We start from the raw sequence: 19,107 nt of genomic DNA, 5'->3' as shown, positions 1-19,107 counted from the left end.
TTAATTGACATTATAGATTACACTTATATTTTTTATTACATACCAATATGTATAGCAAATACTAAGTTTGATTGAAAAACATTTATAAAAATACGAATAAAATATATAAAAGAATAATATCTTATTATTTATTAAGGAATAGTTACAATGGGATTTAGGAATTGGTTTTTTTCTAAGATTTATGCTGATAATAAAAAAATTAAACATCAAGTTTTAGATATAAATTGTAAATTAGATGAGTTAAATCAAAAAATATCTTCGATTACTGAATGTTTTCATAGGTTTGAAAAATATGAGAAATTGTTGCAAAGAATGGTTTTTCTAGAAGAAAAATTAGATTTAATTGATAAATTGTCTGAAAAAAACTCTAATTTAGATATCCATATTCGTAATTTGAATCAAACAGTTAATCTTATTTCAACTAAAACAATTAATAAAAACCAAAAGATTACCTGTTTGTTTTTAGTGCACAATATTGAATCATGGGATAGTGTTTTTTCTATTTATCAGGAGATGCTTAAGCGTAACCAATTTAATGTTATTGTTGCATCAATAAATAGACGATATCCGGGAAGTCAAATATTTAAAGATGAAGAATATGTCCATAATATTTTATTACAATTAGGTGTACCGCATTTGAGGTTCAATAATGATAACTCATATGACGATTTAAATATTATTAAAACATTGGCTCCTAATGTAATTTTTAGACAATCACAGTGGGATTATGATATTCCTCCCGCTTTCAGTACAGATAATTTAAGATTTGCAAAATTATGTTTGGTTCCATATGAAATTATGAATTTTGTTCAATTAGGATTCAATCATTTATCTAGTTATTACCATAGTTCTTGTTGGAAGCTTTTTGTCGCAAATCAGCAAACTAAAATAGAGCAGGAACAACATGATAAACTCAATGGGCTTAATGTTTTTGTAACAGGTCATCCTAAAGTAAAAGCATTAAAAAACGCCAAACCAAAATGGCCGATTGTTTCAAATTCTGAAAGTAAAAAATTTAGAATATTGTGGGCTTCTCATCATAGTACTGATAATAATTGGAGTAATTTTAGCGTTTTTTTAAATATATATAATGATATGTTAAATTGGGCACAAGAAGATAATTCAATTGAATTTGTATTTAGCCCTCATCCTGCATTAGTAACAGTTTTAGAAGCAATAACAGACGAAAACCTTAAGCGTAGTGTGCAAGAATTTTTTGTAGAATGGAATAAACTAGATAATACTTATTTTTACAGAGAAGGTCCTTATGGTCCATTGTTCCAAGCTTCAGATATTTTGATCATGGACGGTATAAGTTGGTTATTGGAATATCAATTGATGAAAAAACCATTAATTTTCATTGAACGTGAAGATCATTCTGCATTTACAGTGAATGGCAACTTAATTGCAAATGGAACCAATAGAGTATCTACATTTGAACAAGCGAAAGCGTTAGCTTATAGATTTAAAAATGGCGAGCCAGATCCAAATCGAAAGAATCAAGATATTGTTGTTGAACAGTTATTGTCAATTGATAATGCTGCAGAAAATATTGTTGATTCAATATTGGAAGATATAGTACTTTAAAGTAAAAATAGAGGTTTATTTTTGTTTTGAGTTCCATAAAAGAAGATAAATGGAATTTAGTAACAGTAAACTTCTATTTTGAATAAAATTAAAATTTTAAGAAAATTTCTTACCAATTAAATCTGAGAAACCGATAGTAAAGCGTGTAAAAAAACCAAATGACATAATTTTTTTTCTTTATAATTAAAAATTTCTTTTTGTCTTTTTTATTAAGTTTTCCTTCTTGAAAAAGTTGTTCTTTTTTTATGAAATTTGATTCAATTAAATAATTATTAATTTCTTTATATTTCCATTTTTTTATACAATCAATCATGTATGAGATTTCACGTTGAAAAATGAATTCAGAAGCTAGTTGTAGTACTTCCTTTTTATTATTTTTATCATAATTATTTGTTAGATAAAGTAAAATCTTCTCACGACCTTTGATATCCGAAAGCCATTTATTTTTTGACCACGAAGAAGACATTACTGAATCGGGGCGTTGAATATAATTAAATAAATGCTCTTTTACGCAATAGCAATTAGCGTTATTAAGAAGCTGAACAGTAAATAATAAATCCTCAGAAATACTACGACCAACTTCAAAATATATTTGTTTTTCTAACAAAATATTTTTACGAATTAACATACCTGAAAAATGAAAATACCCATTTCGCTGCAAATAAAAATTTAAGATATTTCCTTCCTTAAACAAACAAGGGACAACTGTAGATTTATCTGAATTTTTAATTATATTATAACCACAATAAACTAAATCAGCGTTTTCTTCTTTTTGCCTACGTAACAATTTTTCTAAATAATTTGGTGAATAAGTATCATCACTATCCAAAAATGTTATAAATTCTCCATTTGATAGTTCTATACCTTTATTCCTAGCAACTGATACTCCTCTATTTTTTTGATTATATAAAATTACATTATTATGTTTCTTTTTATAATTTTCTAAAATATTATGGGAATTATCTGTTGAACCATCATTAATTAAAATGATTTCATAATTATTATAAGATTGATTCTCTAAAGAAGCTAACGTAGCTAATATGAATTTACTAGAATTGTAAACAGGTATAATGATAGATACTAACGGCATTTCTATTTCCATCTAATTACTCTATAAAAAATATTAACTAAAAGCCTTTTTATGTAAAATCTTGATATACAAATAAATAATTTATAGTAATCCTATTTATCATTTGCTTTTTCATCTCAAAAATATACTATATTGTACACCAATTATAGCTTTTTATTCAGCTAGTTAATTAAACTACCAAGAGAAAATTATGAAATATGATTATTTGATTGTTGGCAGTGGCCTATTTGGCTCTATATGTGCTCATGAATTAAAAAAAAGAGGCAATAAAATACTTCTAATAGAGAAGCGAGACCACTTAGCTGGAAATATATATACCGAAGATAATAAAGGTATTCAAGTCCATAAATATGGAGCCCATATTTTTCATACTAATAATAAAGCAGTATGGGATTATATTAATAGTTTTGCCGAATTTAACCGTTTTACTAATTCGCCTATTGCAAATTATAAAGGTAAACTATTCAATTTGCCATTTAATATGAATACCTTTTATCAATTGTGGGGAGTAAAAACCCCTAAAGAAGCGCAAGCAAAAATTGAAGAACAAAAAAAATTATATCATATTGAAAACCCAAGAAATCTTGAAGAACAAGCAATATCGTTAATTGGAAAAGATATTTATGAAATATTAATCAAAGGATATACAGAAAAACAATGGGGAAGAAAAGCAACTGAACTTCCTCCATTCATAATTAACAGGTTGCCAGTCCGATTTACCTTTGATAACAACTATTTCAACGATAAATATCAAGGTATTCCAATAGGTGGGTATACACAAATTATTGAAAAAATGCTTAAAGGTATTGATGTAAAATTAAATACTGATTTTTTTGAAAATAAACAAGATAACCTTGAACTAGCAAATAAAATTATTTATACCGGCCCAATCGATAAATTTTACGATTATCAATATGGCGCTTTAGAATATAGATCTTTACGTTTTGAAAACGAAACAATTAATGAAGCAAATTATCAAGGAAATGCGGTAGTCAATTATACAGAGTATGAAATTCCTTATACGCGTATCATTGAACACAAGCATTTTGACTATGTAGAAACAGATCATACAATTATAACTAAAGAGTATCCTTGTGATTGGAAAATTGGAGATGAAGCATATTATCCAATCAATGATGATAAAAATGCCACATTATTTAAGAAATATAAAGAGCTTGCAGATAAAGAAAAACAAATTTATTTTGGCGGTAGGTTAGCTGAATATAAATATTACGATATGCATAATGTCATTGAAAAAGCATTGGAATTTATTGATACTTTAAGTTAATAAAAAGAAAAAAGAACTGCTTAGGATTGAGCAGTTCTTTTCAGATATAACACAAAATGTAGATTTATTTTTGTTCAAAAATCTTATTCCAAGCTTCAGATTTAGCGCTTTGATCTCGAAAAGATGTTAAATCTCTTTGTAATTTTATATTGTTTTTCTTTATTTTCATGTAACATTTTATAAATGAATAAATCAGACTCCATGATTTGACAAATCTAAATCTATATAATCTATATGTGTTATTTCCTATATATATTTTAGCTCTTTTTCTACCTAAAAAATAACGAGGGTTTCGCTCGTATCCACCTAATGAAGATATATTACCGCCTTTAATGTTGAAAATATACTGCAGGATTCCTCTACATAGTAGTTTTACTTTCCGTATATGTTTCCTTTTTTGAGGGGAACATTCCAAGCCACTATACTCTTTATAGTCAATATGCTTATTTTTATAATCCACGATATTTTTATGTATGAGCTCAGGATCTAATAGATATTGTTGTGTTAAAATATCTTCTAGCGCTTTTATATTTAATTTAGCGGCTACATAATCAAATATAAAAATATTCTTGAAAAATTTCTTAAAAATGTATTGCCGTTTAATATTTGAAAATTCTTGATTATAGATTAAAGAAATTATTGTCAAATTTCGGACAAGATAATAGTCCTCCATAATTTCATTATATTTCTTAAAGAACGGTTCATGCCAAACACAAATACCATTAAATGACAAAATATTTTTAGCACATCTGATTGAATACTCTACATCATCTCCTCGGACAAAAATAGGAAGGGGTAAATCATATTCAAGTATTACCTTAATAGGTATACAACAATACCACCATCCAGCAATCCCAGGATAAGCTGGCGCTATAGCGGAATAGAAAGCAGTATGTTTGGAACGCGTATCTTCATATGCACCATGATGGATAAAGCCTTTACTTGTTAAAGTTGCATTTCTTTCATATTGTAGCCACTTTTCATCACCAGATAACATTGCTCCAGAAATAAAATAATCGCTATATTCAGGTTTAAGACCTTTTAATATAGCTATAGTTTTGTAGATAGATGTTTTGTCTATATAAATATCATCATCAGCTAATATAACATGTGAGTGCCTTTTATTTTTTAAAGCAGCCATAATGGATTTAGTAAATCCTCCAGCTCCTCCTAAATTACGATTATTAATTACAGTAAAATTGTCACTAAAGTCAATAGAATATGGGCTTCCGTTTATCGTAATATAAAATGATATATTATTGTTTCCTATAAAGTGCGATGCTATATCTTTCACAAAAGAAGAAATATAACTTTCTCTATTATAAGAACAGATACAATAAGCAACAGAAACTTCATTTTCAGGTATTTGATTATTAGAAAAAATTTCTATACTATTAATTGTGACATCTTCATACGCTGATATTTTTAAATACAAAGCATCGTAGTTGCTTAACTGATCTGTAATATCTATACATGCAGAAAAAGTACCCGAAAATTGCTCAATAGAAATAACATGTTCGAAAATATAAAAATCTGTTTGCGCAATTGCAATTAACTCAATTTGACATTTACCTGTTCCATTGACTTTAAATAGAAAGTCATTATAAAAAGTAAACTCGCGCACTTTTTTTACAGCGAAAAGATTATGGTAAGTATCAGTTGAAATAGATGAACCTTTGGGCAGAAATAAAGCATTTTTATTTGCTATAATCGGTCCTGTCCAACGAATAAAAGATTCTGCGTCTTGTGATGAGATAGAATCAGGAAAGCAGATATTATAGAGTTTATTGTTTATTAGTGACACTGTTTATATAGTTCCTTATTTTATCGTTCATGTTTCGATGAATTCTTTTTACGCCGTATAATCCACAATTGTCAGGGTACGGGTTCCAATAATTACCACCATCATAAATTTCAATTTTTTTATATTCTGAAGAAATTATACTGTCTACTGTTTGTTCTTTTATCTTGTAAAATTGGCTTTTGAATAAAAAAGTATTTATATGTTTTTTTAAAGTATTCTTAAATGGTATACATGAATTATCAATTTTATTAAAAATTTTCCATAAAACCATATCAAAATAATGTACTTCAGAATAAACATAGGGAGTATTATCTGGAATAACACCTAAAGCATATGCAAAAGATGAAAAGTAGAATTCTTCACGAGGATAGAAAGCTTTATTGTTTCCAATTATTTCATATTTATCTATTAATTTTATTATTTCATTTAAAAGTCTTATTTGATACATTGATCCCTCAATTTGTGATGCAACAATTCTCCCTGTTCCAACTCTTCTGAGCACATCTAAAAATATTTTATCTTGATTTAGAGCTACATTTGCTGGCCACCAATATCCTGATCTTTCATAATATCGTGTATGGAATAAATTTGATGAGTTAGATAAAAAAGAGTCTAAGCCATTTCTAACAATCATATCATTAGATGCATGAAATATAACTTTGTCATTTTTATTTGAGGAGATACTATCAATGTATTTAACATTAGAAATATGAGATTGAATAATACTACCCCAAGAGGTATCAACAGATATCGGATTAATTAATACGTTATTAATTTTTTTTTCATCAAAAATTTTATTTAATTTATCTTTACTAAATGAAGCTTGCTTAGATACATGTAAAATAATACAACCATTGGGTATAAATTTAGTAATGTTAAAAATTTGATCAACGATTACTTCGGGAGCCTCATGTACAGGAACTGAAATATATATCATAATAATATAAAAGTTTATTTCGATAGGCTAGGTTTCATAAATTTTAAAATGAATTTAATAAAAAGTCATCTTAAATTTATAATTCCTTCTTAATATTTTTTTACAAAACAGAATTAATTTCTTAACATATTTTAAATATTAAGTATTATCAGTATTATAAACAACTGATTTTTAAATTTTAAATAAACAATATAAAATTAAAAGAAAAGGAAATAGTTTAATGAAAAGATTAGTTATGGATGTTGATATGACTCTGACTAAAGGTAAAGGTAATTTAGGGTATGAGGATGCGGTAGTTAATAGGGATGTTGTGGACCAGTTGGTTAAATATAAAGCGATGGGATTTACTATAGTTTTAAATAGTAGCAGAAATATAAATACTTTTGATGGTAATATCGGTAAAATTAATAAATACACTTTACCAGTACTAATTGAATGGTTAAAAAAAAATAATATTCCTTATGATGAGATCTACATAGGGAAGCCATGGTGTGGTTTTGATGGTTTTTATGTAGATGATAAAGCAATCAGACCCAGTGAATTTATATCTCTTTCATATGAAGAAATCCTGCAATTATTAGGCAATGAAAAATGATTATTATTTTATCAGCAAAATATACTGAACAAGATTTAAGAATAGAGTTTGGCAAAATACCACCTTCTTTTTTACCTGTTGGTAATAAGAGATTATATCATTATCAGATTGGTAGTATTAGAGATAATTGCCCAGATGAAACAATATATCTGACTTTACCTGCTAGTTATAACTTACATGAACAAGATAAATTAGAATTAGATTTATTAAATATAAAAATACTATATATTGAGGATTCTTTTTCATTGGGGCAATCTGTGGCTTTTAGTCTTTCTTCCGTGATATTGAATAATGATGAAAATGTTACTTTATATTATGGCGATACATTGTTAGAAAATGGATTGTATACAAATGAATTATCTGACAATATTATCTTTACCTCTCATTCAGAATATAATTACATTTGGTTAGAAATGCCTAAAAAAGACCTTGTCGAAAGACAAATTTTTTGTGGTATCTTGACTGTTAGCCATCCTTTAACATTAGTACATTGTCTGATAGCTAGTGAATTTGATTTGTCTAAAAGCTTGGAATTATATAATGATAAATTTAGCTTTAAGCTAGAGAAAAGAGATGACTGGTTGGATTTTGGTCATTTAAATACTTTTTATGATTCAAAAACGATTGTTACTACACAAAGGGCTTTTAATGAGTTGAAAATTACAAAGTATTATGTAGAAAAGAAATCTCATAAATCAAAAAAATTAGAGGCAGAAGCAAATTGGTTTAGGAGTATTCCTGAAAATCTAATTCATTTTACCCCTCGTTTAATAGATGCTAGAAAAGAAGAAAATTACTTTTCCTATAAATTAGATTATTTATATTGTCCTACATTAACTGAGATGTTTGTATTTGGTAACCACCCTTCTAATATTTGGTCGCTAATAATCAATTCTTGTTTTAATTTTTTATCTGAGTGTAAGAAAATAAAAAAACAAACTACATGTAATTTTTATTCATCATTAGTTAATAAAAATAATGAAAGGTTAAGTGAATTTTTATCTCAAAATCCTATTTATGATAAGCAAATCTTAGATGATGAGTCCAACCCATATTTTTTAAGAGATATTCTAAAATATGCACATGGTCAAATAAATTCTGAACATAAATCGACATTTGTTCATGGCGATTTTTGTTTTAGTAATATTTTATTTGATTTTCAAAGAAATAATATAAAAGTGATTGATCCTAGAGGACTAGATTTTGATAATAATTTTAATGTCTATGGGGATCTTCGTTATGATCTTGCGAAATTAGTTCATTCAGCAATTGGTAAATATGATTTTATTGTTTCAGATCGTTTTACTATAAAAGAAAATAGTAATAAGATTATTCTTGAATTGCCTTCTCAATCGGTAAATATTTCTTACCAAATAAAAAATGAAATAGAAAAGCTAGGTTATTCTTTTCGAGAAATTTTAGCTATTACAATAACTCTATTTTTATCAATGTTACCATTACATTATGATAAACCAAACCGCCAAAAAGCTTTTATTGCTACAGCTATTAAATTATATAAGGATTTAAGAAATGATAATTATTCCGATGGCAGGTCTTAGTAGCCGTTTTTTTAAAGCAGGATTTGATCAACCTAAATATAAATTAATTGCTCATGGGCATAGTTTATTTGAATGGTCAGTGAAGTCTTTTGAGAAATATTATAATACTGAAAAATTTTTATTTATTTGTCGTGATGTTTTTGATACACCACAGTTTCTTGAGCAAGAATTAAAAAAAATAGGAATTAATGATTTTGAAATAGCAACGTTAAATAGAGAAACAAGAGGGCAAGCAGAGACCATTTATTTAAATTTGGATAAAGTGCCAGAAAATGAAAAGATGTTAATTTTTAATATAGATACATACAGAAAAGATTTCGAATTTTATGATGTTAATTGTGATGGATATTTAGAAGTTTTTAAAGGGGATGGTGAGCATTGGTCATTTATTTTACCAGAAGAAAATACTGATAAGGTATTAAAAACAACAGAAAAGGATCGTATATCCGACTTATGTTCTAATGGCATATATTTTTTTAAAAATAAAAAAATATATGAGTATGCTTATAATAATTCTATTAATCATATGGTTGGTGAAATTTATATTGCTCCTTTGTTTAATAACCTTATAAAAAATAATTATGATATCCGATATAGGCTTGTCAATATAAATAATCATACTTTTATGGGGACTCCCGCTGAATATGATTTATTTATAAAAAATGGTAATTCTAGAAATTAAAATTTTGATAAAAAGTAGTTTGGAGGAAGATCCTTATTCTAAATGTGTATTTGTTAGTTAAAAGTGATGATTGGCTATGCCACTACACTTGATAATAACTAATTTACTGTGCTTTTTTAATTTTGGATAGGATAATCTACCTTTCAGAAATTTTTTATTGTAGTATTTTAGCAAATGGTTATAGTACTTTTTAAACTGTCTGAAATAAGCATGGAGAACTATAAAGAATAGTTCCCCCGTCTATCACTCGAAGAATTTTTAAAGTATTAAGCAAAAGTATAATGCTTATAAAATTATGGGAATAATGACGAGGCTATTTCACTTTTTTTAAACAATATTTTATGTAGTACATGAAGCTGGACAATATTTTCCCCTGATGCAATTTATGCTTTGCACAATATCTCATTTGTGTTGCTGTTATGGCTGATAGCAGAGGTGTTGATTTCCATGGCGATGCTGATTTGGCATCAAGAAAATATTGCGAGCATTTATAATCTTTAGCCCATTTGTGCCACGGTTTGGTTGGTCCAATGTAATGTATTAATATTGTTTCATCTGAAATGGGTGAGTAACAGTTAATGTTCGATTTATATTTTAATTCGTAATTAATGCTGACTTGTTGATTATATTTTCTATCAAGATACTTAACTTTTTCTAGCAATATAATATTTAATACATCTTGATCCAAATGCGTGAGTTTTCCTGAACGATTTAAATCGGAAAGTAACTCTAATGCTTTGCTATTTACATTAAATTCTTGCCATTTTTTTAGATTAATTAGCAAAAATCCTGCATTGAAATAACCTGATGATAATTTATGTTCACCAAGTCGAGTGGCACATTTGTTCCACCATATAGAGTCTTTTTCTGTCACTACATAGGCGATATTATTATCAAAATTTAACGTACATAATTCTTTTAATGAACCTTTACAGATAATATCAGCATCGAGATAAAGAATTTTGTCTATTTTTCCATAAAAATAGTCTGCTACGATAAATCTAAAATAGGTTGCAATTGTCCAATTTTTAGTAGTCGGTAAGTGTGATAACCCATTATCTTCAACTAAATAAATTGTTATGGTTGTCTTATAGCTATCGGCAAGTTGTTCTAGTTTTTTTTCTAGATCATCGTTAATGTAATTTGTGAATATATGAAAACTGAAACATAAACTAAGGTTAGTTAATAAAATGGAAGTAATAGAAGTGGCACAACCTAAAAAAAAGTTTTTATCAATGCCATATGCGATGTCTAGTTGATTAACGTTATTGTTATTTCTAGCTCCAAATATTATTTTTTTTTTTATGATTTTGTTTGCTTCGAAATACATTGCCAATTTCCTATTACACCGTTTTAAATTAATTATTATCTAATAACTGATTACTTAATCAAGTATTTAATATTGTAAGAAGCTTTAAAAAACTCACTTAATATTACTGTATTATATAGATAAAACAAATTTTTTCTAGTTGAAAAGAGTTGTAATAAAATTTCAAATTAATAGACTATGTATAGTATAATCACCTTTCTGATTAATTTTTTTACTTTATTATGTCTAATAAATATAGCTCATTGAATACCATTAAACAATTGTGGCCGTTTATTTACCCACATAGAAAAGCGTTAATTGTTGCAATTATTGCACTTTTGCTCAATGCTGCAACTGACGCAACACTGATCTCGTTAACAAAACCCTTATTAGATAACGGGTTAATGGATAAAAATTATGAGTTATTAATTCTTTTTTCGATTGGTATTATAGGGTTAATTGCATTACGAGGATTATCTAACTATTGTTCTACTTATTGTCTTTCTTGGTTATCTGGTAAGGTTGTAACCAAATTTAGACAGATGATTTTTAATCACTTAGTTAAAAGTCCTACCAGTTTTCTTGATAAGAATCCTATTGGTGAGCTTGTCACTGTAATCACTTATAATACTCAATTATTATCAAAAGCTTCATCTGATGCTCTTATTATTTTAGTAAGGGAAATAGCTTATGCTATCGGTTTATGTATCGTTATGTTTTATGGTAATTGGAAATTAGCTTTAGTTTTAATTATTGTTGTACCGTTAGTTATTTTTATAGCTCAATTTATTGCAAAAAAGTTTCGAAATACACTTGTTTCTATGCAAAAAGGGATAGGTAATATTACAACTGCTGCAGATGAAATGTTGAAAGGGCATAAAGAAATTTTAATTTTTAATGCTCAAAAATACGAAAAAGACAATTTTTATTCAATCAATAAGATTTTTAGGAAAAGCATTTTAAAAATTGTACTTGTGTCAGGTTTATCAACACCGATCATCCAATTAGTTGCTACATTGGCTTTAGGATTAATTTTATTTCTTGTTGCAAGTCAAACGTTAGATATTACACCGGGATCATTTACTGTTGTTTTTTCTGCTATGGTTGCCGTAATGCGTCCTTTAAGGGAGTTAACTAGTGTTCACCTTGAATTACAAAAAGGCTCGGTTGCTTGCGAATCACTATTCGGGCTTTTAAATTTACCACTTGAAGAAGACAATGGAAAAATTGAGTTAATTAGAGCAAAAGGTGATATTGAGTTTTGTCAGGTCACTTATACTTATCCAACAAGGACATCACCATCTTTAAATAATATTAGTTTTAAAATTAAAGAAGGCGAAACGGTTGCTTTAGTAGGACGTTCAGGTGCAGGTAAATCAACGATAGCAAGCCTCATCCCTAGATTTTATGATATACAAAAAGGCGAGATACTACTAGATAGTATTAATATTAACGATTATACACTTGCTTCATTGCGTAAGCAAATAGGCTATGTTTCGCAAAAAGTTCATTTATTTAATGGCACGATAGCTGAAAATATAACTTATGGTGCTAAAAATCAATATACTCAAGAGGATGTTATTAATGCCGCTAAACAAGCTAATGCAATGGAGTTTATCGAAAAATTAGAACATGGGTTGGATACTGAGATTGGTGATAATGGTGTTTTATTATCAGGTGGACAACGACAAAGAATCGCTATAGCAAGAGTACTTTTACGCGATAACCCTATCTTAATTTTTGATGAAGCCACCTCGGCATTGGATAATGAATCTGAACGATTTGTTCAGCAGGCTATAGAGCATTTACAGAAAAATCGAACCTCAATTATTATTGCACATAGATTGTCAACAATTGAAAAAGCTGATCGTATACTAGTTATTGATGATGGTTCGGTAATAGAGGAAGGTTCTCACAGTTCATTATTACTTCAAAATGGCATTTATGCCAAGATGTATCAAATGCAATTTAATTCTTAAAGCAAAAAATATTATGAAAAAAAATAATAATCAATCAATAAACAACGATATTGATCGAGACATATCCACATGGAAGACGTTTTCTAAGTTATGGCCTTATATTGCTAAACATAAATTTATTCTGTTTTTATCAATAATTTTGCTTATTTTTAGTGCGTTTGCCGATACTTCTCTTATTGCGTTGTTACAGCCTTTACTTGATAAAGGATTTGTTGAAAATGATCAGCATTTTTTGATGATGGCGCCTTTTTATATCTTTGGGCTAGTGTTGCTTCGTGGTATTGCAAATTATGGATATGCTTTCTTTTTATCTTTGATTTCTACTAAAATTGTACTTAATATTCGTCAACGCCTTTTTAATCATTTTGTTAATGCACCAGTCAGTTTTTATGATCAAAACTCTACAGGAAGGTTGTTGTCTCGTATTACTTATGATACTGATCAAGTTGCCTCATCATCATCAGATGCTTTGATAACAATAGTACGTGAATCAGCGTTTATTTGTGGTTTATTTTATACTATGTTTAGCAATAGTTGGCAGTTGTCTTTATCGTTGATTATCATTACGCCAATTGTTATTGGGTTAATTACTTTTATTTCTGTGAAATTTAGACGTTTAGCCAAAAATATGCAAAATTCAATGGGCAGTGTCACTATGTCTGTTGAACAGATGTTAAAAGGTCATCGGGAAATTATCCTTTTTGGAGCTCAAGATGAAGAGTCAAAAAACTTTGATAAAGTAAATAATAAATTTCGTCGAGATGGTATGAGATTAGTTTCTATTTCAGCATTATCAACGCCAATTGTTCAACTTATTATTTCGTTTGCTATCGCTTTTGTCTTGTTAATGGCAAGTAATCCTGATTTAAGCATTAGCCCAGGACAATTTACAGTCGTTTTTTCTTCACTAGTAGCGTTAATGCAACCAATAAAAAGCTTAACCAGTGTTAATGCAGATTTTCAAAAAGGTATGGCGGCTTGTCAAACGTTATTTGCTATTTTTGAACAACCAATTGAGAAGGATAATGGAAAAATCAATATTGAGCGGGTTAAAGGCAATATTGAATTTAAACATGTGACTTTTACCTATGAAAATAGACAAGAGCCAGCACTACAAGATATTAGTTTTTTAGTAGAGCCATGTAAAACGGTTGCTTTAGTTGGACGATCAGGTTCAGGAAAAACAACTATCGCAAGTTTGCTCACTCGTTTTTACGATATAAGTGAAGGTAAAATTTTAATCGATAATAATAATATTCAAGATTTAACTTTATATAGTTTACGTAATCAAATTGGATTAGTTTCACAAAACGTGCATTTATTTAATGATACTGTTGCAAATAATATTGCTTACGGAAAAGTAGGCGAATATTCTCAAGAAGAAATTGAAGAAGCTGCTAAAAAAGCGTATGCATATGATTTTATTATAGGACTTGAAAATGGATTTAATACAATAGTGGGAGAAAGTGGTGTGCTATTATCTGGTGGTCAACGGCAACGTATTGCAATCGCAAGAGCTTTATTACGAGATACGCCAATTTTAATACTTGATGAGGCCACTTCAGCTTTAGATACCGAATCAGAGCAAGCAATTCAAAAAGCCCTGGACGATCTTCAGAAAGGGAGGACATCAATAGTGATCGCACATCGACTATCAACTATTGAAAATGCAGATAAAATATTGGTAATTGATAATGGTAAAATTATTGAACAAGGCAACCATCAAACGTTGTTATCAATGGATGGTTTATATGCAAAATTATACCAAGGAAACTTTGTGATTTAATATAGATGATTTTTGCATTATAGGATATTGAAAGGAATGGCAAATAAATTACTAGAATGTATTAAATACTTAAATAGGCAACGAAATTTAAAGATAAAACCTTTTAAATTGGCTATTAAATTAGCATTAATAAATCGAAAAAAAAAACAACGATCGACTTTTATTCTTGAACAATATCGTTCTGTAGCCATTCTGATGAATGATCAAGGAATTGGTGATGCAATAGTCACTTCCTATTTAATTCATTATCTCAGAGAAAATAATTTTAAAGTATATGTAGTAGTAGAAAAGAGAATTGCCTTTCTTTTTGATAAATTTATTTTGGTGGATGGTGTTTTGTCCTACGATAGGAATAAAGGTGTAAAACAGATAGAAGAACAATCACAGAATATAAAGATTGACGTTGTAATAGATCTTGTCGATAAAGGCCCAAATAGTGTAAGGCGTGCTCAAATAATTCAAGCTATTAATCCATTACATACGATTGGTTTTAATCAAGAAAAATATAAATTATATGATACATCAATTTTCTATCAAGAATACAAATCACATATTTCAACACGAAGCCAAAAAATACTTGAATTAATGAGTATTGAATCAGCTCCCATAAAGTACTTTGTTAATATTCCAACAGAAGCCGAATTTTCAGCGAGAGATTTTATAAATCCTTTTCTTACTTCAAAAAAAAATATCATTATTTTCAACCCATATGGTTCAAATCAGGCGAGAAGTTTTTCTAATTCCCAAATTGATATCATCTTATCGTTTTTGTCTCAATATGATAATTGCATAACAATTATTATTGGCGAACCAAGTACAATTTCTCATATTAAAACTAAAAAAAATATTGTTATTAACCCATTAGGTTCTTTTTTTCAAAGTGTAGCTTTGGTGAAGTTTTCAAATTTAGTGATTTCTGTTGATACTTCAATTGTACATATTGCTTCTATTTATGATAAAAAAATGCTTTGTGTTTATAACAATAGGATGATTGATAATGTATTTATTAATAATTTTGTCTGGGCGCCAAATTATCCTAATGCAAAACAAATATTTACTAATGATAATTTAGGTACAGGGCTTGGTGATCCCATAGCGAATCTTGATATTAGTATCATGCTCGAACAATTAAAATTAGAAATAGAAAAATTATAAAAAATTGATCAAAAGAATGAGAATAACTTTGATGGATTTCAAGCAAAAATTGCGACAGTTAAATTGGAAACGTAATTTTATTACTAAAAAAATTAAATATATTTTATATATAAAAGTTTTGTTTATTTTTACTATTTTTTTGAAAAAGAAAAAAACACTATTTAATACTAGTAAGATAAAGAAAGTACTTGTTATTAGAAATGATTGTATTGGGGATATGATAGTTACAACACCATTTATCCGATATTTGGCTGATAAAGGATATGAAGTTTATATATCTTCTCGAAAAAGTAGCTTAGAAATTTTAGATAACAATCCACATATAACGGGTTGTTTTTTGTATAATGATAAAAGTTTGGGCAAGTTAATTAACTCACTAAAAATGGTTAGAAAATATGAGTTTGACTTGGCAATTGATGCACGATTTCACAGGCGATTAGATATAAAACATTTGTTTTTTTGTTGTTTTGTGAGAAGTACACATTTACTTAGTTACAATAAAAGCAATATAAAATCATTCAATATTTCTTTGCCTTATTATCAGCCAGAAGATCATGTTACAAATCAACTTAAATATTATTTAACATACCTTAATATTAAACATAGTTCGTTTAATTACGAAATTTTTATTGATTCTGTTAAAGAAAAAAATGTGGACATATTTATTACTCATAATATTAAACCCCAAAATAAATTTGTCGTAATAAACCCCTATGGTAGTTCAAACTATCGTTGTTTATCTGTGCATCAGATTAAAATGTTGTGTGATTTATTAAAAAACTGCCATCAAGATTATAAAATAATATTAATTGGTCAAGGTAAAAAATTTGATAAATTAGTTATACCAGATTGTGTTAAATTTCAGTCTCCTACAATTTCTGATGTCATTCCTTTAATAAAAAAAGCAGATTTAGTTATTAGTGTTGATACATCAATAGTACATATTGCTTCAGCTTTTTCAACTAAGTGTATTTCAATTTATATGGAGCCACCGCCTCCTAACTCAAATAGTTTGAAATCTGTTTATAGTCGAGAATTAAGTAATTATAAATATTTACAGCAAGATTTATTTTTAGATAAAAAATATATAAAAAAATACACCCCGAATCTTAACTTGCAAGTAAATAGTCATATTTGGTCACCCAACGATATAAATGGAAAACAAATTGTTTTTTATGTTAATAGTATGGAAAAGATTGACCCTGATAATTTAATAGGGGCAATTGGTAAATATATCTAAGTGAGTTAGATCTAATTTTTAAATTTATAGACTAAATAAAGCAAATAATACTTTAAGGCTGTCGCAAATTTTTTCTCTTTCATATTATTTTTGGCATAAATACGATAGTCATTAATGCGCATTTTATGCTTATAACTTTCAAGTGGACTATTTGCCCATGGCGTAAAATGCTTATAAAAACAATAAATATTTTGCGCAAGCCCAGTGTGTTCTTGATACCACATTTTTCGTGCACCAGTAAAATGTACAATGTATGGTAACGTGCTTTTATTATAAAAGAATGTTTCTTTTTGTTTATCATCCATCCAAGTAAATAAATAATTCCAATTCGGATCGATCAATAATACTTGATGTTGTAAAACTATATTTAATGCGTCTTGATCTGGATAAATTAATTCTTTTTGTTCTAATGATAATAATATTTTATTCGTTTTATTTTCGGTATCAAACTTCATCCAGTTATCAACATTTATATATAAAAAACCAGAGTTGAAATAACAATCGGAAGTTAACTCAAGTCTTTCTTGGTTTTTTGACATATTTTGTTCATCTAGTGAGTCCGGTGTTACTGCACAAATAACTGAATCTATATTGGTATTTAAAATTGGAGATATATCAGTAAAACATAACACATCCGCATCTAAATAAATAAATTTATCGACAATGCCATGTAATAGTCTTGGAACGGACAGTCGGATATACATTGATCGATTAATATGTTGTACTTTGTTATTTTTTGTATCTGAGTACTTATTTAATTCATCGGCAGGAATTGAATAGAGAGTAATTGATGAGCTAATTTGTTGTAATTTTTCTTGTTCTTCTATAGTTACATCATATAAAAAAACATGAAAATGAATATCATTATGCATATTATTAAGTATGATAGAGGTAATTGAAACACCTACATGTTCAAGATAATTTGAATCTGTGCAATATGCAATATTAATACTCTTATCCATTTCTAATGCTCTTTAAAACTTAACGCTGTTATTTAGTCATTACTAACATGATATGTCAATATAAAATTGATTATTACTTCATTGTTTAATTTAACGTATGTTACAATATTACAAATTTTTAATCATGGTTTTAAAAAAGTATACGATGAAAGAAAACCTTTTTATCAGTAAAATTACAACATTATTTAATAATACCATAGAATCCTTACAGTCTACACATATCGCTTTTTGCTTTGATGATAATTATGCAATGCCAGCAGGTATCGCTATGTCTTCAGTCATTTTAAATAATCCAGATAAAAACTTAGTTTTTCATTTATTTGCTAATAACGTATCGAATGAGAAAATCATAAGGTTTAATCAACTAAGTAAAGAAAATGTGACTATAATTTGTTATGAAATTAGTGATGATTTTTCTATTAATCCTGATACTTTAGTGCTGCATGTTTCGGCATCAACGTGTTTACGATTTGTTGTTCCACAAATTTTAAATAAAGTGACTTCTAGGGTTTTATATCTGGATTGTGATGTTTTATGTACTAGTAATCTTAATGAATTAATTAACACTGATTTAACGAATAAATATTCTGCGGTCGTCCCTGATGTTGATAAAACACAAGAAAAACAATGTACCGCTTGTAATATTCCATTAGGTGAATATTTTAATGCAGGGATGATTTATATTAATACGGATATGTGGGTGCAAAACAATCTTACAGACAAAGCATTTGCAATGATTAATAGTGGTCAAATATATAAGTTTGCTGATCAGGATGTATTAAACATTTTAATGCAAGGAAAAACCGTATTTTTACCTCGTTGTTTTAATAATTTAACTTCATTGACGGTTGGTGGACAAGAAGACAATCTTATCAGTAAAGATACCGTTATTATTCATTATGTAACGGGTAATAAACCTTGGTACCAGCTTTATATAACACCTCTTTATCAAAGTTATATCGCTTCCTCGCCATGGGCAAAAGATAAATTATTACTTGCCAACGAAAATGCCCCTTCAACAACAAGGCGATACGCTAAACTTCTTGCAAGCCAACATAAATATTTTTCTGCTTGTAAGTATTATTTATTGTATTTGAAACATAAAGCGTTCAAAAAGCATTAAGGATTAGTTGT

General features: G+C 28.0%; 15 protein-coding genes. 10 read left to right on the top strand and 5 right to left on the bottom strand.

The genetic code is table 11. The features are described 5' to 3' along the window. Window positions 1–147 precede the first annotated feature (147 nt). Window positions 148–1,587, top strand: a complete 1,440-nt coding sequence (locus GQ596_RS02245; protein WP_160400059.1) for a hypothetical protein — start codon at window positions 148–150, stop codon at window positions 1,585–1,587. 109 nt (window positions 1,588–1,696) lie between these two features. Here GQ596_RS02245 and GQ596_RS02240 read toward each other — a convergent pair whose 3' ends face one another. Next, window positions 1,697–2,689, bottom strand: coding sequence for a glycosyltransferase family 2 protein (locus tag GQ596_RS02240; protein ID WP_160400058.1), 993 nt, complete (start codon window positions 2,687–2,689; stop codon window positions 1,697–1,699). Between the two features lie 178 nt (window positions 2,690–2,867). On the opposite strand from GQ596_RS02240, the gene glf reads away from it, so the two are divergent. Next, window positions 2,868–3,965: a UDP-galactopyranose mutase gene (gene glf / locus GQ596_RS02235; RefSeq protein ID WP_160400057.1), complete on the top strand. Its 1,098-nt coding sequence runs from the start codon at window positions 2,868–2,870 to the stop codon at window positions 3,963–3,965. 64 nt (window positions 3,966–4,029) lie between these two features. Here the strand turns inward: glf and GQ596_RS02230 are convergent, their stop codons facing one another. Both GQ596_RS02230 and GQ596_RS02225 read right to left on the bottom strand, forming a co-directional pair. Further along, complete coding sequence (locus GQ596_RS02230) at window positions 4,030–5,769, bottom strand: glycosyltransferase (RefSeq protein WP_160400056.1); 1,740 nt, start codon at window positions 5,767–5,769, stop codon at window positions 4,030–4,032. Further along, window positions 5,750–6,706, bottom strand: a complete 957-nt coding sequence (locus tag GQ596_RS02225; RefSeq protein WP_160400055.1) for a hypothetical protein — start codon at window positions 6,704–6,706, stop codon at window positions 5,750–5,752. Before GQ596_RS02225 ends, GQ596_RS02230 begins: the two co-directional genes overlap by 20 nt. Before the next feature lie 220 nt (window positions 6,707–6,926). On the opposite strand from GQ596_RS02225, the gene GQ596_RS02220 reads away from it, so the two are divergent. The 3 genes from GQ596_RS02220 to GQ596_RS02210 are packed head-to-tail and all read left to right on the top strand — an operon-like array spanning window position 6,927 to window position 9,542. Beyond that, window positions 6,927–7,301 (top strand): capsular biosynthesis protein, encoded by a 375-nt coding sequence (locus tag GQ596_RS02220; protein ID WP_160400054.1) that lies wholly within the window; start codon window positions 6,927–6,929, stop codon window positions 7,299–7,301. Continuing rightward, window positions 7,298–8,860, top strand: a complete 1,563-nt coding sequence (locus tag GQ596_RS02215) for a capsular biosynthesis protein (protein ID WP_160400053.1) — start codon at window positions 7,298–7,300, stop codon at window positions 8,858–8,860. The genes GQ596_RS02220 and GQ596_RS02215 overlap by 4 nt, the downstream gene beginning before the upstream one ends. Continuing rightward, a complete protein-coding gene (locus GQ596_RS02210; RefSeq protein WP_160400052.1) occupies window positions 8,832–9,542 on the top strand; it encodes a capsular biosynthesis protein in 711 nt (236 codons plus the stop codon). The genes GQ596_RS02215 and GQ596_RS02210 overlap by 29 nt, the downstream gene beginning before the upstream one ends. A gap of 313 nt (window positions 9,543–9,855) precedes the next feature. On the opposite strand, the gene waaO is transcribed toward GQ596_RS02210, so the two are convergent. Next, the gene (waaO, locus tag GQ596_RS02205) at window positions 9,856–10,872 is read right to left on the bottom strand and encodes a lipopolysaccharide 3-alpha-galactosyltransferase (protein ID WP_160400051.1); all 1,017 of its coding nucleotides are present in this window, start codon (window positions 10,870–10,872) and stop codon (window positions 9,856–9,858) included. Window positions 10,873–11,093: 221 nt separating this feature from the next. Here waaO and msbA (GQ596_RS02200) point away from each other — a divergent pair, with 221 nt between their 5' ends. The 4 genes from msbA (GQ596_RS02200) to GQ596_RS02185 are packed head-to-tail and all read left to right on the top strand — an operon-like array spanning window position 11,094 to window position 17,011. Continuing rightward, window positions 11,094–12,830: a lipid A export permease/ATP-binding protein MsbA gene (gene msbA, locus GQ596_RS02200; protein WP_160400050.1), complete on the top strand. Its 1,737-nt coding sequence runs from the start codon at window positions 11,094–11,096 to the stop codon at window positions 12,828–12,830. A 13-nt stretch (window positions 12,831–12,843) separates the two neighbouring features. Further along, entirely contained in the window at window positions 12,844–14,616 is a 1,773-nt protein-coding gene (gene msbA, locus GQ596_RS02195) for a lipid A ABC transporter ATP-binding protein/permease MsbA (protein WP_202112557.1), read from the top strand. A gap of 36 nt (window positions 14,617–14,652) precedes the next feature. Next, complete coding sequence (locus tag GQ596_RS02190; protein WP_160400049.1) at window positions 14,653–15,771, top strand: glycosyltransferase family 9 protein; 1,119 nt, start codon at window positions 14,653–14,655, stop codon at window positions 15,769–15,771. 31 nt (window positions 15,772–15,802) lie between these two features. Beyond that, window positions 15,803–17,011 (top strand): glycosyltransferase family 9 protein, encoded by a 1,209-nt coding sequence (locus tag GQ596_RS02185; protein ID WP_160412526.1) that lies wholly within the window; start codon window positions 15,803–15,805, stop codon window positions 17,009–17,011. A gap of 11 nt (window positions 17,012–17,022) precedes the next feature. Here GQ596_RS02185 and GQ596_RS02180 read toward each other — a convergent pair whose 3' ends face one another. Further along, on the bottom strand, window positions 17,023–17,973 hold the full coding sequence (locus GQ596_RS02180) for a glycosyltransferase family 8 protein (RefSeq protein ID WP_160400047.1): 951 nt from the start codon (window positions 17,971–17,973) through the stop codon (window positions 17,023–17,025). A 145-nt stretch (window positions 17,974–18,118) separates the two neighbouring features. On the opposite strand from GQ596_RS02180, the gene GQ596_RS02175 reads away from it, so the two are divergent. Then, on the top strand, window positions 18,119–19,096 hold the full coding sequence (locus tag GQ596_RS02175) for a glycosyltransferase family 8 protein (RefSeq protein WP_160400046.1): 978 nt from the start codon (window positions 18,119–18,121) through the stop codon (window positions 19,094–19,096). Window positions 19,097–19,107: the final 11 nt, after the last annotated feature.

The sequence above is a fragment of the Gilliamella sp. Pra-s60 genome (assembly GCF_009795755.1).
GTDB lineage: Bacteria > Pseudomonadota > Gammaproteobacteria > Enterobacterales > Orbaceae > Gilliamella.
The sequence above is the reverse complement of the archived record's forward strand: the minus strand, read 5'-3'. Positions and strand labels throughout refer to the sequence as shown.

Bases quoted from the DNA above. Each gene is read 5' to 3' on its own strand.
- GQ596_RS02245 (WP_160400059.1), top strand. From the start codon at position 148: ATGGGATTTAGGAATTGGTTTTTTTCTAAGATTTATGCTGATAATAAA.
- waaO (WP_160400051.1), bottom strand. From the start codon at position 10,872: ATGTATTTCGAAGCAAACAAAATCATAAAAAAAAAAATAATATTTGGA.
- glf (WP_160400057.1), top strand. From the start codon at position 2,868: ATGAAATATGATTATTTGATTGTTGGCAGTGGCCTATTTGGCTCTATA.
- GQ596_RS02225 (WP_160400055.1), bottom strand. From the start codon at position 6,706: ATGATATATATTTCAGTTCCTGTACATGAGGCTCCCGAAGTAATCGTT.
- GQ596_RS02240 (WP_160400058.1), bottom strand. From the start codon at position 2,689: ATGGAAATAGAAATGCCGTTAGTATCTATCATTATACCTGTTTACAAT.
- GQ596_RS02185 (WP_160412526.1), top strand. From the start codon at position 15,803: ATGGATTTCAAGCAAAAATTGCGACAGTTAAATTGGAAACGTAATTTT.
- GQ596_RS02190 (WP_160400049.1), top strand. From the start codon at position 14,653: ATGGCAAATAAATTACTAGAATGTATTAAATACTTAAATAGGCAACGA.
- GQ596_RS02210 (WP_160400052.1), top strand. From the start codon at position 8,832: ATGATAATTATTCCGATGGCAGGTCTTAGTAGCCGTTTTTTTAAAGCA.
- msbA (WP_202112557.1), top strand. From the start codon at position 12,844: ATGAAAAAAAATAATAATCAATCAATAAACAACGATATTGATCGAGAC.
- GQ596_RS02215 (WP_160400053.1), top strand. From the start codon at position 7,298: ATGATTATTATTTTATCAGCAAAATATACTGAACAAGATTTAAGAATA.
- msbA (WP_160400050.1), top strand. From the start codon at position 11,094: ATGTCTAATAAATATAGCTCATTGAATACCATTAAACAATTGTGGCCG.
- GQ596_RS02220 (WP_160400054.1), top strand. From the start codon at position 6,927: ATGAAAAGATTAGTTATGGATGTTGATATGACTCTGACTAAAGGTAAA.
- GQ596_RS02180 (WP_160400047.1), bottom strand. From the start codon at position 17,973: ATGGATAAGAGTATTAATATTGCATATTGCACAGATTCAAATTATCTT.
- GQ596_RS02175 (WP_160400046.1), top strand. From the start codon at position 18,119: ATGAAAGAAAACCTTTTTATCAGTAAAATTACAACATTATTTAATAAT.